This window comes from Leeuwenhoekiella palythoae, from assembly GCF_900130045.1.
In the GTDB taxonomy this organism is placed as follows: Bacteria; Bacteroidota; Bacteroidia; order Flavobacteriales; family Flavobacteriaceae; genus Leeuwenhoekiella; species Leeuwenhoekiella palythoae.
The window spans coordinates 789,784-807,937 of sequence record NZ_FQXT01000002.1 but is presented as its reverse complement, the minus strand read 5'-3'; the positions used below and the strand labels follow the sequence as shown (position 1 = coordinate 807,937).

The following is an 18,154-nucleotide window of genomic DNA, read 5'->3' as shown; positions in this document are numbered from 1 at the left end:
TATGAGTATTCGATCTAAAACAATTCTGAAGCGATCGCTTTAATATTATCGCTTTTACCCATAGAGTAATAATGCAACACCGGCGCACCTCCATCCATCAACTCTTTTGATTGCTGAATCGCCCACTCAATACCCACCTGACGTACATCGGTATTGGTTTTACACGCTTCAACCGCATCGATCAACTCTTGAGGCAGATCTATTTTAAACACCTGCGGAAGCAATTGTAAATGGCGTTTTACCGCAATAGGCTTAATCCCCGGAATGATAGGAATATCAATACCTTCTGCACGTACCAGATCTACAAATTCGAAGTATTTTTTATTGTCAAAAAACATTTGAGTAACCACGTATTCTGCACCAGCCTCTACTTTTTGCTTCAGTCGTTTGAGATCTGTTTTTAGAGAAGGAGCTTCCAGATGTTTCTCAGGATACCCTGCAACACCAATGCAAAAATCAGAACAGTCTGAAGTTTCCACCATCCCGTTAAGGTAGCGGCCTTTATTCATCTCAGCAATTTGCTCTACCAAGCCTAATGCATACTCGTGACCGCCCGGCGTAGGCTTAAAATATTGCTCCTCACGCATAGCATCACCACGTAACGCCATAAGGTTGTGAATGCCTAAATAGTGACAATCTACCAGCAGATACTCGGTTTCTTCTTTAGTAAAACCACCGCATAACACGTGGGGCACAGTGTCAACATTGTACTTATGCTTGATCGAGGCACAAATACCAATAGTTCCCGGGCGCATACGGGTCACTTTTTTATCTAAAAGGCCGTCTTTCTCAATATACACAAACTCTTCGCGAGACGTGGTAACATCAATAAAGGGAGGTTTAAACTCCATCAACGGATCAATATTGTTATAAAGTTCTTGTATGCTTTTTCCTTTTCTAGGCGGAATCAACTCAAAGCTGAATAACGTCTTCCCGTTTGCGTTTTTTATGTGGTCTGTAATTTTCATAAGCATCTACCTGGTACACTTCAACGTGTTTTCAGGTTTTGTTTTGGTTGTATTAGTTGTTTTGGTTAATCGTCAGAAATATTAGGGTTGAGCCATTTTTCTGCGAGGCGTGTTTCAATATTTTTCCGATTTGCGAAATCACTTACTTGGTCCATTTTAATTTTCCCCAGCCCGAAATAACGCGCCTGCGGATTCGCAAAATAATACCCACTCACCGAAGCTGCCGGCCACATAGCCAAGCTTTCGGTCAATTCAACACCTATGGTTTCTTTCACTTGAAGCACATCCCAAATAGTTAGTTTTTCTAAGTGATCAGGACAAGCAGGATACCCCGGCGCAGGACGTATCCCTTTATATTCCTCTTTAATTAACTGATCATTATTTAAGGCTTCATCGCTAGCATAGCCCCAATGCTCCTTACGCACACGTTCGTGCAAGTATTCGGCAAAGGCTTCAGCAAAACGATCGGCCAGCGCTTTTACCATAATACTGTTATAATCGTCGTGTTCCGCCTCATATTTGACAGCCAATTCTTGTGTCCCAAAACCGGCGGTAACACAAAAACAGCCCATATAATCCTGTTTTCCGCTTTCTTTAGGAGCAATAAAATCTGAAAGTGCAATATTGGGTTTTCCGGAAGCCTTTTTGCTTTGTTGTCTCAAGGTTCTGAAAATGAATTTTTCTTCGTTCTCAACTGCGCCAGAAGTGACAATCTCGATATCGTCGTTATTGACCGTATTGGCAGGAAACAGTCCGAAAATTGCTTTAGCCTTCAGTAATTTTTCGTCTAAAATCTTTTTAAGAATCTCCTTTGCATCTGCGAATAATTCTTGTGCTTGAGCGCCCACAACATCGTCTTCCAGAATATCAGGATATTTTCCGTGCAGATCCCAACTGCGGAAAAACGGCGACCAGTCAATATACGGCACAAGTTTATCAAGGTCAAACTCTTCAATAACCTGTATTCCTAATTGATTAGGCTTATACGCTTCAAAAGCATCCCAATCTAACTTCCATTTATTTTCACGCGCCTGCTCGATCGTTAGAAAATCTCGCTTTTTTCCTCGTGTTAAAAAGCGCTCTCTAAATAGCGCGTATTCTTCTTTGATCCCGGCTTTATAGGTTACTGAAGAATCAGGATTGAGCAGATCGCCAACTACGGTAACGGCTCGTGAAGCGTCATTTACGTGAACAACCGACTCCGGATATTCAGGATCGATTTTAACTGCGGTATGCGCTTTACTTGTGGTTGCACCACCAATGAGTAATGGCACTTTAAAGTCTTGACGCTTCATCTCTTTTGCGAGAAAAACCATTTCATCAAGAGAAGGCGTGATCAGGCCACTAAGACCTATGATATCAACATTTTTTTCTTTTGCCGTAGCAATAATTTTTTCCGGCGGAACCATGACGCCAAGATCAATGATCTCATAATTATTGCAGGCCAAAACTACACTTACAATGTTTTTACCTATATCGTGCACATCGCCTTTTACGGTCGCCATCAACACAAGGTTGGACTTCTCTTTTTCTGAAGCCGGCGGCGGGTTTTTCAGCTTTTCTTCTTCGATATACGGCAATAAATAAGCAACGGCTTTTTTCATCACCCGTGCCGATTTTACCACCTGGGGAAGGAACATTTTTCCGTCACCAAAAAGATCACCCACAACGTTCATACCAGTCATCAAGTGCCCTTCGATCACGTGCAAAGGTTTTTCTGAAGCCAGACGGGCTTCTTCTACATCTTCAAGAATATAAGCGTCAATACCTTTTACCAAGGCTCGTGTAATACGATCTTGTAAAGGTTCTTCTCGCCAAGAAAGATCAACGGTTTTTTCTTTGGCCGTTCCTTTTACGCTTTCGGCAAAATCTAAAAGACGCTCAGTTGCATCATCACGACGGTCTAGAATCACATCTTCAACGTGTTCTAAAAGATCTTTAGGAATATCATCATAAACCTCAAGCATCGTAGGATTTACGATACCAATATTCATCCCGGCTTTAATCGCGTGATATAAAAACACGGAGTGCATCGCTTCGCGCACCACGTTATTTCCTCTAAAACTAAAAGAAACATTGCTCACCCCACCACTTACATGGGCGTGCGGCAAGTTTTCTTTCACCCATTTTGTAGCTCTGATAAAGTCAAGAGCGTTGAGGCGGTGTTCCTCCATACCGGTTGCTACCGGAAAAATATTTAAGTCAAAAATGATATCCTCCGGCGGAAAACCAACTTGGTCCACAAGGATGTCATAACTACGCTTAACGATCTCGATACGACGGTCATAATTATCGGCCTGACCTACTTCGTCAAAAGCCATAACGATAACCGCTGCGCCGTAGCGTTTTATTTTTTTTGCGTGATCAATAAATTCAGCCTCACCTTCTTTTAAACTTATAGAATTCACAACACACTTACCTTGTACAACTTGCAAGCCTGCTTCGATAATATCCCATTTTGAACTGTCGATCATAATGGGAACGCGTGAAATATCAGGTTCGGCGGCAATAAGATTTAAGAAAGTCACCATCGCCTTCTTTCCGTCGATAAGTCCGTCGTCCATATTGATATCAATGATCTGCGCACCACCTTCTACCTGATCACGAGCGATATCTAAAGCTTCGTCAAACTTTTCTTCATTAATAAGTCTTAAGAATTTTCTAGATCCAGCGACATTAGTACGCTCTCCAACGTTAACAAAGTTGCTTTCAGGAGTTACAATAAGCGGTTCTAGACCGCTTAATCTTAAGAACCTCGCCGTTTCATTCTTTTTAGCTTTATTCAAATCAGCTTCCATATTCAATCTTAATTCGTATCCGTTCGCTAGGCGTTAGTAGCCTGTGGCAACGGTCTTGGCTTATATTCTTTAACGAGTTGTGCAATCGCACTAATGTGTTCTGGAGTGGTCCCGCAACAACCGCCAATGATGTTGATCAATTGTTTGTCTAGATATTCTTTAATTTGCGCTGCCATTTCCTCTGGAGTCTCATCATATTCTCCAAAAGCATTAGGCAGACCGGCATTAGGATAAGCCGATATCGCAAAATTAGATTTGCCTGAAACCACTTCTAAATATGGTGTGAGTTGCTTTGCCCCTAGAGCGCAGTTGAATCCCACAGACAGTAAAGGAAGGTGACCCACTGAGATCAAAAAAGCCTCAGCAGTTTGCCCGGAAAGGGTGCGCCCGGAAGCATCAGTAATTGTACCGCTGACCATCACCGGAATTTCAATATTACGTTCTTCTTTAATCTCTTCAATCGCGAATAATGCAGCCTTTGCATTAAGCGTATCAAAAACCGTTTCAACCAGAAGAATATCTACGCCGCCATCAATTAAAGCTTTGGCCTGTTGCTTATAAGCAATGCGTAGCTCATCAAACGAAATTGCTCTAAAACCGGGATCATTTACATCTGGAGACATACTCGCAGTTTTATTGGTAGGACCAATAGCTCCTGCTACAAATCGCGGTTTTTCTGGCTCTAGCGCAGTAAACTCAAGCGCTACTTTCTTGGCAATTTTTGCAGATTCAAAATTGAGTTCGTACACAAATTCTTCCATCCCATAATCTGCCATGGCTATGGTGGTACCGCTAAAAGTATTGGTTTCTACAATATCTGCTCCCGCCTCAAAATATTTGGCGTGTACTTGCGCGATCGCATCGGGCTGGGTGATACTCAACATATCATTATTACCCTGTACAGGAGTAGGCCAATCTTTAAAGCGCTCTCCTCTAAAATCTTCTTCGGTGAACTTATAGCGCTGAAGCATGGTTCCCATTGCTCCATCTAAAATTAGAATGCGCTTTTTAAGTTCCTCTTGAATGTTATTCTTACTCATAATCATTTCCTCCAAAAGTCTTTAGACTATTACTAAGGTCTAAAAACACAACTTTCATTCTTGTATAAATCAATACTACTCTAGATCTTAGAGCAGTTTGCAAAATTAGGTTATTAAGAAAGCATATGGAAAGCCGATGAGACTTGTTTTTGTTATCTATCGCTGATGTAGCGTAGAATGTAGCACCTTCTCCAAGAGGAGGGTTGCTAAGGTTTCATCGGGTCTAATCCCTCTACCTTTCTTGATAACAGCAATAAATAATGAACTAGGATGCAAATATTGTAAATCGCATTGACAAAATGCAATTTTAAGAGCATAAATATTGTCATTTTTTAGGTCTGATTTTCGACGAAGAACGCTATAACTACGAGTAAAAAATAACTTGTAAATCTTAACTAAGTTAAAAAAACCAACTAACATTCTGATTTTTAGTAATTTAATTAATGATAATAAAATGTATATTTAAAAGTTAAATTTTGTTTCTTTACACAACCCAAATTCTAAGCTTATGAGCAATACAACTACCTCACAATCATCACGTTTTAAAATCGTTAACTATGAGGATGCCACTCCCGAGGTTCAGGCGATTTATGATGATACCAAACGAACGTTACAATTACCTTTTGTTTTAAATTGGTTTAAATGTCAAGGTTCAAACGCAACATTACTTAATGGAAACTGGACCAAGCTGAAGTCTACCCTGATGATGGGAGATGTGCCTAATGTTTTAAAGCAGCTTATCATCTACAAAGTTTCTAAGGAGCGTAATTGTGAATATTGTGCACATGCACACGGTATTTTTGCCGACAGTATGAGCGCTATGATTTCTGACAACCCTAGTTTTAGAGCGACAGAAGACCTGGAAAGCCCTCTTATTCCAGAAAGCTTTAAAACCGCAATCAAAATCGTGACCAAAGCTGCTTTACACGCTAATCAAATAAGCGATGCAGATTTTAAACAGCTACAAGAAGTAGGCTTTGACGAAGGTGAAATACAAGAGCTTATGGCGCAGGCTGATTTAGTCAATATGCTGAATACCCTTGCCGATGTTTCAGGTATTAAAATTGACAATGAGCTCATGGAAGCTCAGGCCTAATCATCTTTAGTTTTGAATCTTTCGGGCGCAAAGTATCGTATTACTTATGAAGCCTTTTCTAAATTCTCCGGAAACTTAAGTAAAGTTGAGTCGCTAGAAGAATTAGGCAAAATCATAAGTAGGCATTTAAAATATCTGTTTAACTACAAGGTATTTAAAATCATGATTTTACATGAGCAATCTCTTGCGGGGTATACTTTCCTCCCCGGCAAAACGATCACGCATACCCAGCAACAAGATCTTGAACCCTATGAGCGCCTATTGCTTAAGGACAAAATTCCCTTTGTAAATTCAATTGATTCAACAGAATTACCAGAATACCTTAAAGATGTAAAACTCAATAATGGCAATTTATGGGGTTGGTTTTTAGCGTATTCTGAATATCAGATCTGTATTTCTCTTGTCTCTGATGATGACACGTATTTTAGTAGTTCAGACGTAGATATAGTTCATCTTTTAGCCGATAGTGTTGCGTCAAAATACAGGCAAATCAGCCTAAGCGAGATCTTACAACAGAATAATATTCATTTGGAATCACTGGTTACAGAGATCGCTTGTAAAAACAAAGAGATCAAAGCGATTAATGACAATCAACAACTTGTCATTGAAGCACGTACGGAAGAACTTCTACAAAAGAATAAGAAACTTTTTGAACTTTCTAGATTGAATGCGCACGATTTGAGAGAACCCCTAAGCCGCGTTTTAGGCTTACTCGAACTGGCTGAACATTTACCACAAGACGAACTGCGCTCTTCTATATTACCAAAAATCAAAGAAGCCTCCGGGCATTTAGACCAAGTTATACAGCGCGTGGTCACTCAAAGTGAAAAAGAGCTCATCAATATTAAATCATCTCAACCCTAATGACTACAAAGCCCCTAAAAGTGATGCTGGTTGATGATCAGAAAATGGCCAACTTTATCAATAAAAAATTGATAGAGATCAGTGGTTTCTCTAGTCACATTATTGACTACACCATTCCTAATGCAGCGCTCTCAAATTTAGACAAAGACCAACCTGATCTTATATTTCTAGATTTAAACATGCCCGAAATTAACGGCTGGACGTTTTTAGATATTCTTGAAAAAGATGAGCGCCCTACGCGTGTAGTTATCGTCACTTCAAGTACGAGTAGTATTGACAAAGAAAAGGCTCAGAAGTATGCTCGGGTTATTGACTTTTTAACTAAGCCACTTACCAAGAACACCATTCTAAGCCTTAAATCTAAATTGGATCTAGCAGGGTAGACTACTCAATAGCCTGCACAACTGCTTTCTCTGCTTCTTTTCTTGATCCATCAAAACCATCTATACCACTCACCGTAGTATACTTCATCACATAGCGTTTTCCTGGGTTGATAATTTTATAGGCAGATTGACACATCATTGTTGCCTCGTGGAAGCCACATAAAATTAACTTTAATTTACCTGGATACGTATTGACATCACCAATGGCAAAAACACCGGGTATATTGGTTTGATAATCTAAGCTGTTATCTACTACAATAGCATTCTTTTCAATCTCAAGACCCCAGTTTGAAATAGGACCAAGTTTTGGCGAAAGACCAAATAAAGGAATAAAGGCATCTGCTTCTACCGAAATTTGCTCTTCGTTCTTCTCTATTACCACTTCTTTAAGTTCATCTACACCACCAAGACCTACAACCTCAGCCGGCGTGATCAAGTTGATCTTACCAAGCATCTTAAGCTCACGAACTTTTTCAACAGAATCTAAAGCTCCTCTAAATTCATTTCTTCGGTGTACTAAAGTCACCTCTTTTGCGATATCAGCAAGATAGATACTCCAGTCTAATGCAGAATCACCACCTCCGGCAATTACTACTTTTTTATCACGGTATACTTCAGGATCTTTGATCATATAAGCGACCCCTTTATCTTCAAACTCGTGAATATTAGGTATAACCGGCTTACGTGGCTCAAAACTTCCTAAACCACCGGCAATAGCCACTACAGGAGCCTGGTGTTTAGTTCCTTTAGTAGTAGTTACAATAAAACTACCATCTTCTTGTTTTTCTATTGTTTCTGCACGCTCACCCAGTGTAAAACCTGGTTGAAATTGCTTTCCTTGCTCAAGAAGGTTATCTACTAATTCTCCGGCTCCAACTTCTGGAAATCCGGGGATATCATAAATAGGTTTTTTAGGATATATCTCAGCCAATTGTCCGCCAGGTTGTGCCAAGGCATCAATCAAGTGGCACTTCAGTTTTAAAAGTCCGGCTTCAAATACAGTAAATAGTCCGGTTGGTCCCGCTCCAATAATGAGAATGTCTGTTTTAATCATCTTCTTTAATCTTTGAGCCGAAGCTCATCATTCAACTTAAACTTTAATTTTTGGAAATCAATCCTTTTGTAAATTCATTGAGGGTTTCAACTTTCTCTTCAAAATCCCCTTTAATCGTTTTTCTATATTCATTCAAATTTTGAACCAAATCATCAATGTTATCGGGAATGACTTCTTCAAAAAACTGTCTTAAACGCTTTGCTGTCGTTGGCGACTTTCCGTTAGTAGAGATTGCGATTTTCACGTTTCCTTTAGTAACGATTCCGCCCATATAAAAATCACAAAGTTCAGGTACATCTGCGATATTGCAAAGTAAGAACCGCTTTCTAGCCGCTCTATACACACGCTGATTAACCGCAGGGCTATCTGTAGTTGCTATGACCACGTGGCGCTTTTTAAGCATAGAACGCGTAAAGCGTTTCTTTGTGATTTTTACATTAAACTTTTTTGCCATTTCTAGAGTTTCTTCTCTAAAAAAAGGCGCTACCATTTCCACAACCGCATCCGGACTCGATTTTGTCAAAAACGTGAGTTTTTCTAAAGCCACGTTACCTCCACCTACAATGAGAACCTGCAGGTTACGTACTTTTAAAAAAACCGGATAAAGATTATTTCGCTCAGCAGCCATATTATGAGGTTTGCGCAAGTTCTACTTGCAAATTAAGCAATTGGGCTCTATTTCGTACCACCTCCCCAATAACAATAATTGCAGGATTGCTCAACTTTAACTTTTCAACTTCTTCCTGAATGCTATCTATCGTCCCCACAGCAACGCGTTCTTCGGGTGTTGTACCGTTCTGAATGATTGCAACCGGAATATCTTTTTTCCCGCTTTCGCAAAAAAGCTGTGTGATTTCAGGTAGTTTACTCATCCCCATCAAGATAACCACGGTAGCCGAAGACTGCGCCGCAATCTTTACGTCATTAGACAATTTATGATGTCGCGTAGTACCCGTGATTACCCAAAAACTCTCTGAACTCCCCCGTTTAGTAAGAGGTATATTCTGATACGCAGGCACGGCTAGCGAAGAAGAAATCCCAGGAACCATAGCAACTTCGAGTCCGGCTGCTGCGGCAACCTCCATTTCTTCAGCTCCACGGCCGAAAATAAACGGATCTCCACCTTTAAGTCGCACCACGTGACCATGACTTTTAGCTCTGGCAATGATCAAGTCATTGATTTGCTCTTGCTGATAGGCATAACATCCTTTACGCTTTCCAACAAAAATCAATTCTGCGTTGTTAGCATATTCCAACAATTCTGGATTTACCAAAGCGTCATACAGCACCACATCTGCACTTTCGAGCGCGCGAATACCTTTTAAAGTAAACAGCTCTACATCACCGGGTCCTGCTCCAACAACTGTTAATTTTGGATTCTTAATTTGCATGTGCTAATTGATTTTTTCTGAACGCATCTACACGATCAAAAAATGCATTGGCATTAGCGATGTATGCTTCTGCAAATTCCTGTGTAGGCTCATTATTTTGAATTTGGTAAACCAAATCTGCAAATGACGTTTCAGCTTTTAATACCGCATCTTCACCAAAAGTTTTATCAAACTCAGCGATGATATTGGCTTGCGTGTTGGTTTTTACATTTTCAGACAATAGAATTGCTTTTGCCCCATTAACCAGACTTGCATAAGTATGATAAATACTGTCTGCCCAATTCTTACTTTCAAAGGCTTCAATGGCGTTTCCTAGCTTTTCTTTAGCCTCAAGCAGCAAGGTTTGCACAAGATCGATCACGACTCCAGCACATTCTCCTACACCCACTTCCTGAATGTATTTTTCATCATTCCCCCAGTCAACGAAGTCTGATTCTACCAGATTATCAGTTTCAGAAAGGGGCTTTAAGAAATCATAAAAATAACGCTGTCCCTTCTCATCATAATAACTCAAGAAATCCTGACTGCCTGCATTTGCTTTAAAATCATCAAGAATTGCACGTAAGGCTTGTGGCCCACGTTTACTAGGTATCTTGATCACCTTATCTGCAAATCGGCCATCACCATTTCCTAAAACTCCACCACCTAAAAGCACTTGTAGTGCAGGCGCTACCAATTTTTCTGGCGTACGTACAGACATACCTTGAAAACCTATATGAGCCATATTATGCTGACCGCAGGCATTCATACAACCACTAATTTTAATAGTGATCTCTTTATTATTTAAATACTCAGGATATTCTTCTACAAGAACATCTTCAAGCTTATCTGCGATACCGGTACTACTCGCAATCCCTAAGTTACAAGTATCTGTACCGGGACACGCAGTAATATCTGTTGTTGTTTCATATCCCGGACGGGCAAAACCTAGGTTGGCTAGTTGTGAGTAGAAGAATGGAATTGCCCCTTCCGGTATATGTCTTAATAATATATTTTGACGCAGGGTAAGTCGCAGCTCATCTCCCCCGTATTTTTTGATCAATGCCGCTAATGCACGTGCTTTTTCAGTTGAAAAATCACCCAAACGCACTTTGATTCCAATAGCGTATAGACCTTCTTGTTTCTGTTTAAACACGTTGGTTGCTTTCCAAGCTTCATAAGCTTTAACATCCTCAATAATAACTTCCGGGGCTTCGGTTAAAGGTGCTGTAACCGGCTTATCATAAGCCGAAGTATCAATCTCGTAAGTTTTATAGGATAGCGCTTTTTTCTCTTCAGCAACCAAATCCATAAACCCTTCTAAACCGAGGTCTTTAATTAAGAATTTCATACGCGCCTTAAGACGTCTTGAACGTTCTCCGTGACGATCAAACACTCGTAATACTCCTTCGATCGTTGGAATAAGTTGGTTTACCGGCAAAAATTCGGTTAAAACATCTGCGTGACGTGGCTGGGATCCTAAACCACCCCCAAGCATCACTTTAAAGCCTTTTTCTCCGTCTTTGATTTTTGGAATAAACCCTAAATCGTGAATGAATGCTAAAGCGGTATCATCATCAGTTGACGAAAAAGACATTTTAAACTTTCGCCCCATTTCTTGACAAATAGGATTTCTCAAGAAAAACTGAAAAGTAGCGTGTGCATAAGGCGTTGCGTCAAAAGCCTCGTCAGGGTTGATTCCTGCATCAGGACTCGCCGTCACATTTCTTACGGTGTTTCCACAAGCTTCACGCAGAGTTACATCGCTCTTTTCAAGTTCTGCCCACAACTCAGGAGTTCTATCTAAACTCACATAGTGAATCTGAATATCCTGACGTGTGGTAATGTGAAGCTTTCCGCGAGAGTACTCATCAGAAACATCAGAAATACGCAACAACTGATCGCTGGTCACCTTTCCGTAAGGCAATTTGATACGTATCATTTGCACGCCTTCTTGACGTTGCCCGTATACTCCACGAGCCAAACGAAGACTTCTAAAACGTTCTTCATCTATCTTCCCATCCTTAAAAAGCTTGATCTTGCGTTCTAGCTCAATAATGTCGCGTTCTACAACCGGATTTTCTATTTCTGTTCTGAAGCTTTGCATAGCTTGTATTTTTTTATTTATTTCATTTTAATCCTATCGGAAAAATAGGATTTAGGTAAAAAAACTATTTAAACTGAATCCCGCACTCTAAGTTTGACTTTGGTTTTGTTGGGTCAAAATAAATGAACTCATTAGGCAAATTATGTTGACTTAAATAAGCTCTCAACTCTGTATCTGACCAATAATAAAATGGACTTACTTTTAAAATTCCATCATTTGTAAGGCTCAGTATATCTAAAGTGTCTCGATAAGCTGTTTGACCCCTTCTAATATTTGTAAACCACACATCAGGATTATGTTCGGTCAAGGCTCGCTTAAAAGGCTCCAGTTTTACATCGTTCACAAAACTTTGAAAAGCTTCTCCAGATTCTGAGGGCAATTCATTCTCACTATACCTTTTACTAGGCTGGTACCTTTTTAATTGAATTGGTAACGATTGTTTAATGCGATCAGCAAAACTCAAAGTTTGTTGCGTATTAAAGCCTGTATCGCACCAAATAAGAGGTATCCCATTCTTTTGTTTAGACACGGCGTGTATCAAACTTGCTGAATAAGGCCCAAAATTACTGGTTAAAATTGGCCTTTTTGAACTGCTCAAAATAAACCTAATAATATGCTCGGGACCTTTATCCCTTAGCATTTCATTATATTCATCTAAATGTGCCTTAATATATAGAAGCTGATCGTCAGTCATAACATAATATTTAAATCCTATCGGAATAGTAGGATTATAAAGCAAAAGTATATCTACTTCGCTTCTTGACCAAATCTTTTGGCGTTTTTTTGAAATTTTTAAGTGATTTTCAGCATTTAAGCTAAATCTTCGGAATTACTCAGCAATCAGGTCTGCAAGCGTGTTTTTATTCAATACCGCCAGATTGCTATCTCTCAATTGCACCATCAAACTGTGTACAGAACACGTTGTTTCATCAGGGCAATCATCGCATTTTTCGTAGAAATTGAGGCTTACACAAGGTACCATAGAAACAGGCCCCTCAAGTATACGCATCACTTCAACCATTTTGATTTCTTCAGGTTGTCTGCGCAAATAATAACCGCCGCCTTTACCCTTTTTGCTTCCCAAAAAACCGGCTTTACGCAATGTAAGCATGATACTCTCTAGAAATTTCTGAGAGATATTTTCGCTTTTAGCAATGGCTCCTATCTGCACAGGATCCTCTCCCTTATGCTTAGCAACATAAGCTAATGCTTTTAGGCCATATTTGGTCTTTTTTGATAACACGGCCTAAAAGTATGCAAAATTGTTAGAAATCTATGCGTTCAATGCTTGATCAAGATCGGCGATCACATCTTCTACATGTTCTAGACCGACAGAGCAACGCACCAAACCGTCAGTGATGCCAACTTCAAGACGATCTTCTTCAGCCAGTTTACTATGTGTTGTGGATGCAGGGTGCGTCACAATGGTACGCGTATCACCTAAATTCGCAGAAAGCGAACACATTTTAATTGAGTTTAAAAACTTACGGCCGGCATCGATTCCGCCTTTGACTTCAAAAGCAACGATGTTTCCGCCGTGACGCATTTGTTTTTTAGCCACCTCATACTGCGGATGCGACTTTAAGAACGGATATTTCACCATATTCACTTTGTCGTGCCCTTCTAAAAATTCGGCTACTTTTAACGCATTTTCGCAGTGCCGATCTGCTCTAACATGTAGAGTTTCCAGACTTTTTGAAAGTACCCAAGCGTTGAAAGGAGACAAAGCCGGACCAGTATTGCGTGAAAACAAATAGATCTCTCTGATCAAATCGGCACGACCAACACTCACGCCACCTAACACACGGCCTTGACCATCGATCATCTTTGTTGCAGAATGAATGACGATATCTGCACCAAATTTAATAGGCTGTTGCAAATAAGGGGTTGCAAAACAATTATCAACCACAAAAATGAGGTTGTGCTTTTTCGCAATATTTCCCAAATGCTCAAGATCTAAAACGTCGCAACCCGGGTTTGTAGGTGACTCTACATAAAGAATTTTAGTTTCCGGCTTAATTAGGCTTTCTACTTGATCTACTTCGTCCACTTTGAAATACGAGGTTTCAATATTCCATTTTGGGAGGAATTTTGTAAACAAAGAATGGGTTGAACCAAATACCGATCGGGCCGACACAATGTGATCGCCACTATCAAGCAAGGCAGCAAATGTTGAAAAAACCGCTGCCATCCCCGTTGCAAACGCATAACCGCTTTCGGCTCCTTCCATCTTGCAAATTTTATCTACGAATTCGCTGGTGTTAGGATTGGTAAAACGGCTGTAAATATTACGCTCCTTTTCTTCTGTGAAGGAAGCACGCATATCTTCAGCATCTTCAAATACAAAACTTGAAGTCAAATAAAGTGGCACAGAATGCTCTAAATATTCGCTTCGGTTCAATTGCGTGCGTATCGCTTCGGTTTCAAAATGTTTACTCATTGTATTTAGATGTTAGACTTTAGACGATAGATTTGAGATGACTTTTATGCTCAAATGCGTTGTTTAAAATCTGATATTGTTTTCTTAGTTATTAGGAGGTTCAAAATTCAATAGCTGTCTTACACTTCTTTTCTCTCTACTCTTATTTCTTTATTCTAAAATCTCATGTCTTAGATCTCAAATCTACTCCACTTCTTCCCCGTTTAAAAACACCTTGTAAGTCACTTCAACACCTGCCTGGAGTGTGATAGAAACCGAACAGTATTTTTCAAAACTAAGTTGTGCTGCGCGTAAGGCTTTTGCCGGCGGAATATCACCCTCAAGATACACGTGTACACGCATCGCACTAAAGGGCTTTGCCTGGCCTACCTCTTTGCGGTCTCCCTCAACCTCTACGTGATACGTGTCGATCTCGAGTTTTTGTTTTTTCAAAATCGAAATAATATCGATCGCACTGCAACCGCCAACACCCATCAACAAAAGCTCCATCGGGCTGCTGCCTTTTACTTCATCTACAGTTTTATTATCGATCATTACCGAATTGCCTGAAGCACCTTTAGCTTCAAACAGATAATCGTTGTTTTTACGGTCGAGTGTAACTTTCATTTTATTTATTATTATTTCTATTGCTATTAACTATTCCGTTCTGCGAGTTTTAAAATATCTCCAAAAACACCACGTGCTGTAACTGCTGCACCGGCACCGGCTCCTTGAATCACCAGCGGATTTTCGCCATAAGATTCGGTATAAATCTCAAAAATACTGTCGCTGCCTTTTACCTGGCCTAAAGCGGAGTTTTTTGAAACGGTCACCAATTTTACTTCGAGCGTACCGCCATCTTCCTGAGATAAATCTCCGTAAAGGTCGCCAACATAACGCAGAACTTCGCCTTCTTTTAAGGCTTTTTTACGCGCTTCAAAAACCGGGTCTAACTCTTTTAATCTTCCTAAGAAATCTGAAGCGGCTCCTTCACGCAATGGCTCCGGAATTAAATTTTCGATCTGCACATCGCTAAATTCTTTATGCAAGTCCAGTTCCCGAGCCAAGATCAATAATTTACGACCTACGTCATTTCCGCCCAAATCTTCACGCGGATCAGGCTCTGTAAATCCTTTGTCAATCGCTTCCTGTAGCACCTCTGAAAAAGATTTATCTTCCACAGAAAAGGTATTGAATAAATAACTTAACGAACCACTAAATACACCCTTAATACGTGTAATATTATCTCCGGAAAGATGCAACAACCTAATCGTATCAATCAATGGAAGACCCGCGCCTACGTTGGTTTCATATAAATAGCGCTTATTATTATCATCCAACACCCGACGCAGTTTTTGATAAAAATCAAACTCGACCGTATTGGCGATCTTGTTTGAAGAAACCAGATCAAAACCATTTTTGGCCAGATCAATATAATTTTTGATAAAAGTTGCACTCGCCGTATTATCGATCGCGATCAAGTTAGCCAGATGATTCGCTTTCGCGAAAGCGATAACCTCTTGAATCCCACCTTCTGTAGCTTGAGCATCAAAATCAGTTTTCCAGGATTCTGAAACGCCATCTTTATCGAACAAAATTTTCTTTGAATTGGCTACCGCAAAAATATTAAGCGCGATGCCTTTGCGGTCTTGAATAGCTGCCGCCGAAGCAACGATCTGGTCAATCAAAGTTCCGCCCACCAAGCCGTGACCGAAGATCGCAATATTGATCTTTTTAGCAATCCCAAAAATCTCACCGTGCACCACATTTAAAGCTTTGGTCAATTGCGGTTTGCGCACCACCACACTCACGTTTTTACCAGTCACGGTGTTGTTGAATAATAACGGCACAATTCCGTTTTTTATGAGTTCGCTATACGGTTTATGAAAACTGCTCAAATCCTGACCGACGATCGAAATCACCGCAACTTCGTCTATGATTTCGATACGGTTTACATCCTGATTCTGAAAATCGGCTTCAAACTCAAAACGCAAAGCGGAAATTGCCAATTGCGCTTGTTTTGCTTCAACCACAAGACCAATGCCGCGCTCAGAAGATCCCTGCGCAATGATGCTCACACTCACACCGCTGTTTCCAAGAGCTCTAAAAATACGCGCATCAACACCCACTTTTCCAAGGAGTCCGCGTCCTTCTAAGTTTATCAACGCCATTTCGCTTAAAACAGAAAGCGATTTAATTCCTTCTTTTTCTTCTTGAGCGGTGATCAAAGTTCCGCTGTCATCTGCGTTGAACGTATTTAAAATACGCAACGGAATATTCTTTTCAATTAGTGGAATAATCGTCTTTGCATGCAACACCGAAGTACCAAAATTTGCGAGTTCATTTGCTTCGCTATACGTCAATCGTTCGATCTTCTGCGCTCCCGGAACCAAGTCTGGATTTGCTGTGAAAATTCCGTCAACGTGCGTATAGTTTTGAAGTTCACCGGCATCTAAATAATTAGCAAGCAGAGAAGCGGTATAATTGCTCCCGTTACGGCCCAACGTGGTGGTTTGATTGTTATCATCACTAGCGATAAAACCGGTTACAATATTAACCGTATCGCCGTTATATTTAGTGAAGTGTTTTACCACTTGCTCTTTAGAAAGCTTGTCGTTAGGCTGCGCATTACCAAAAACGCCGTTGGTTTTTATAAGCTTACGCGAATCTGTAAACTGTGCCTTTACACCCTCTTTTTTCAATAAATGCGTCACTGTTTTTACCGAAATCAATTCTCCAAAAGACAGCACCTCATCTTTCACTTTTTTACTGTAATCGCCTAAAAGTGCGACGCCATCAAAAAGACGTTGCAGTTCTGAAAATTCTTCAGTAAGATCAACATCGAAGTCACTTTGTTGATACGACTTGAATGCTTCGATCTGATGTTTATAGGCTTGTCCTGAAGCTGCTGCTTCAAGAATCGCTTCCAACTCATCGGTAGCACCGCCACGTGCAGAAAGCACTGCCGCGATATGTTCGCCGTTGGCTACTTTCGATTTAATAATATTTAAAACGGTGTCTAGACCTTTTCCGTTTGCGAGAGATTTTCCACCGAACTTTAAGATCTTCAGCTTTGCCGTATCTTCTCTAAACACAGGATACAACAGCTGCTCGAGTTGCTCAAATTCGATCAAAAAAGCATCGTGACCGTGCACGGAATGAATCTCTCCATAAGTCACATTGTTTTTATGTTGCGCCAGTTGCTTGTAGGTTTCTCTGTTTTCCGCAGGTGTAAAAAACAAATCAGAATCCACACCAATGATATGAATATTCGCCTCAACCGTACTCAGAATTTCATTGAACCCTTCACGACCACGCGTCACATCAATCGTCTTTAAAAGCTGATTCATCAACTTATAAGCAGAAACCTGAAAGCGATCTTTCAGTTTATGGCCATGATGATCTAACCAACTCTCTACATTGAAAATATTGAGATCCTCATTGGTACTGCGCTGAAATTTGTTCTTGAACGATTCCGGTGTGCGGTAACATAGCATCGCATGCATACGCGCATCGTGAACCGGCTGTGAGGAATTATTCAATATCTGTTCTTGAATCTGGCAGTTTGCAATAAGCCAATCGGTAGATTTCCAATCGGAAGCCACAGGAATAAAATGCGCTGTGATTGCCGGCTGAAGCGTGAGCATTTCCCAACCGATTCCGCCTCCCAAGGAACCACCAATAATTGCAAAAAGTGATTCGATCTCAAGAAGCTCTAATCCCTTTAAGAAAACGCGGGCAACATCTTGCGCAACAAATTCTTTATAGTTTTCGATCAAAAAACCATCATAACCATTACCGGGAATGTTGAAGGAAAGTATGCTGTATTTACGCGTATCTATACACTTATCATCGCCTATAATCTCATTCCACCAGCCCTCTGGGCCGCTGACGTGAGAATTACCTGTTAAGGCGTGATTTACCAGAATTACAGGAGCTTCACCCAATTGTTGACCAAAAGTTTCATAGCTCAATTGCAAATCCAATTGATAACCCGATTGGGTTGTAAAATTTTCTATTTTCAGTTTTTGTAACATAATAATCTATCGTGGCTT

Annotated in this window: 15 protein-coding genes and 1 riboswitch; of the genes, 3 read left to right on the top strand and 12 right to left on the bottom strand. The window is 40.4% G+C overall.

The window, feature by feature from the left end; all coding sequences use genetic code 11:
• Positions 1–14: 14 nt before the first annotated feature.
• From metF to BUA96_RS07015, 3 genes are all read right to left on the bottom strand, one after another.
• Positions 15–968, bottom strand: coding sequence for a methylenetetrahydrofolate reductase [NAD(P)H] (gene metF, locus BUA96_RS07025; protein ID WP_072981834.1), 954 nt, complete (start codon positions 966–968; stop codon positions 15–17).
• 65 nt (positions 969–1,033) lie between these two features.
• The gene (gene metH / locus BUA96_RS07020) at positions 1,034–3,766 is read right to left on the bottom strand and encodes a methionine synthase (RefSeq protein WP_072981647.1); all 2,733 of its coding nucleotides are present in this window, start codon (positions 3,764–3,766) and stop codon (positions 1,034–1,036) included.
• Positions 3,767–3,792: 26 nt separating this feature from the next.
• Positions 3,793–4,806, bottom strand: coding sequence for a homocysteine S-methyltransferase family protein (locus tag BUA96_RS07015; RefSeq protein ID WP_072981645.1), 1,014 nt, complete (start codon positions 4,804–4,806; stop codon positions 3,793–3,795).
• Between the two features lie 149 nt (positions 4,807–4,955).
• A riboswitch (SAM riboswitch) is annotated at positions 4,956–5,057 on the bottom strand.
• Positions 5,058–5,314: 257 nt separating this feature from the next.
• Between BUA96_RS07015 and BUA96_RS07010 the strand changes: the two genes are divergently transcribed.
• The 3 genes from BUA96_RS07010 to BUA96_RS07000 are packed head-to-tail and all read left to right on the top strand — an operon-like array spanning position 5,315 to position 7,149.
• A complete protein-coding gene (locus BUA96_RS07010) occupies positions 5,315–5,902 on the top strand; it encodes a carboxymuconolactone decarboxylase family protein (RefSeq protein ID WP_072981643.1) in 588 nt (195 codons plus the stop codon).
• Between the two features lie 12 nt (positions 5,903–5,914).
• Positions 5,915–6,766, top strand: a complete 852-nt coding sequence (locus tag BUA96_RS07005; protein WP_072981641.1) for a phytochrome family protein — start codon at positions 5,915–5,917, stop codon at positions 6,764–6,766.
• The gene (locus tag BUA96_RS07000; protein WP_072981639.1) at positions 6,766–7,149 is read left to right on the top strand and encodes a response regulator; all 384 of its coding nucleotides are present in this window, start codon (positions 6,766–6,768) and stop codon (positions 7,147–7,149) included. The genes BUA96_RS07005 and BUA96_RS07000 overlap by 1 nt, the downstream gene beginning before the upstream one ends.
• A gap of 1 nt (position 7,150) precedes the next feature.
• Here the strand turns inward: BUA96_RS07000 and BUA96_RS06995 are convergent, their stop codons facing one another.
• From BUA96_RS06995 to thrA, 9 genes are all read right to left on the bottom strand, one after another.
• Positions 7,151–8,203 (bottom strand): NAD(P)/FAD-dependent oxidoreductase, encoded by a 1,053-nt coding sequence (locus BUA96_RS06995; RefSeq protein ID WP_072981637.1) that lies wholly within the window; start codon positions 8,201–8,203, stop codon positions 7,151–7,153.
• A 43-nt stretch (positions 8,204–8,246) separates the two neighbouring features.
• Positions 8,247–8,831, bottom strand: coding sequence for a precorrin-2 dehydrogenase/sirohydrochlorin ferrochelatase family protein (locus BUA96_RS06990; RefSeq protein WP_072981635.1), 585 nt, complete (start codon positions 8,829–8,831; stop codon positions 8,247–8,249).
• Position 8,832: 1 nt separating this feature from the next.
• On the bottom strand, positions 8,833–9,594 hold the full coding sequence (gene cobA, locus BUA96_RS06985) for a uroporphyrinogen-III C-methyltransferase (RefSeq protein ID WP_072981633.1): 762 nt from the start codon (positions 9,592–9,594) through the stop codon (positions 8,833–8,835).
• Positions 9,584–11,680 carry a nitrite/sulfite reductase gene (locus BUA96_RS06980; protein WP_072981631.1) on the bottom strand — a complete coding sequence of 699 codons (2,097 nt, stop codon included), beginning with the start codon at positions 11,678–11,680 and terminating at the stop codon, positions 9,584–9,586. Before BUA96_RS06980 ends, cobA begins: the two co-directional genes overlap by 11 nt.
• Before the next feature lie 64 nt (positions 11,681–11,744).
• Positions 11,745–12,374 carry a phosphoadenosine phosphosulfate reductase domain-containing protein gene (locus BUA96_RS06975; protein WP_072981630.1) on the bottom strand — a complete coding sequence of 210 codons (630 nt, stop codon included), beginning with the start codon at positions 12,372–12,374 and terminating at the stop codon, positions 11,745–11,747.
• Between the two features lie 135 nt (positions 12,375–12,509).
• Complete coding sequence (locus BUA96_RS06970) at positions 12,510–12,923, bottom strand: RrF2 family transcriptional regulator (protein ID WP_009778805.1); 414 nt, start codon at positions 12,921–12,923, stop codon at positions 12,510–12,512.
• A 30-nt stretch (positions 12,924–12,953) separates the two neighbouring features.
• Positions 12,954–14,120 (bottom strand): trans-sulfuration enzyme family protein, encoded by a 1,167-nt coding sequence (locus BUA96_RS06965; RefSeq protein ID WP_072981628.1) that lies wholly within the window; start codon positions 14,118–14,120, stop codon positions 12,954–12,956.
• A 183-nt stretch (positions 14,121–14,303) separates the two neighbouring features.
• Complete coding sequence (locus BUA96_RS06960) at positions 14,304–14,726, bottom strand: OsmC family protein (protein ID WP_072981626.1); 423 nt, start codon at positions 14,724–14,726, stop codon at positions 14,304–14,306.
• 26 nt (positions 14,727–14,752) lie between these two features.
• Complete coding sequence (gene thrA / locus BUA96_RS06955; protein ID WP_072981624.1) at positions 14,753–18,136, bottom strand: bifunctional aspartate kinase/homoserine dehydrogenase I; 3,384 nt, start codon at positions 18,134–18,136, stop codon at positions 14,753–14,755.
• Between the last annotated feature and the right edge of the window lie 18 nt (positions 18,137–18,154).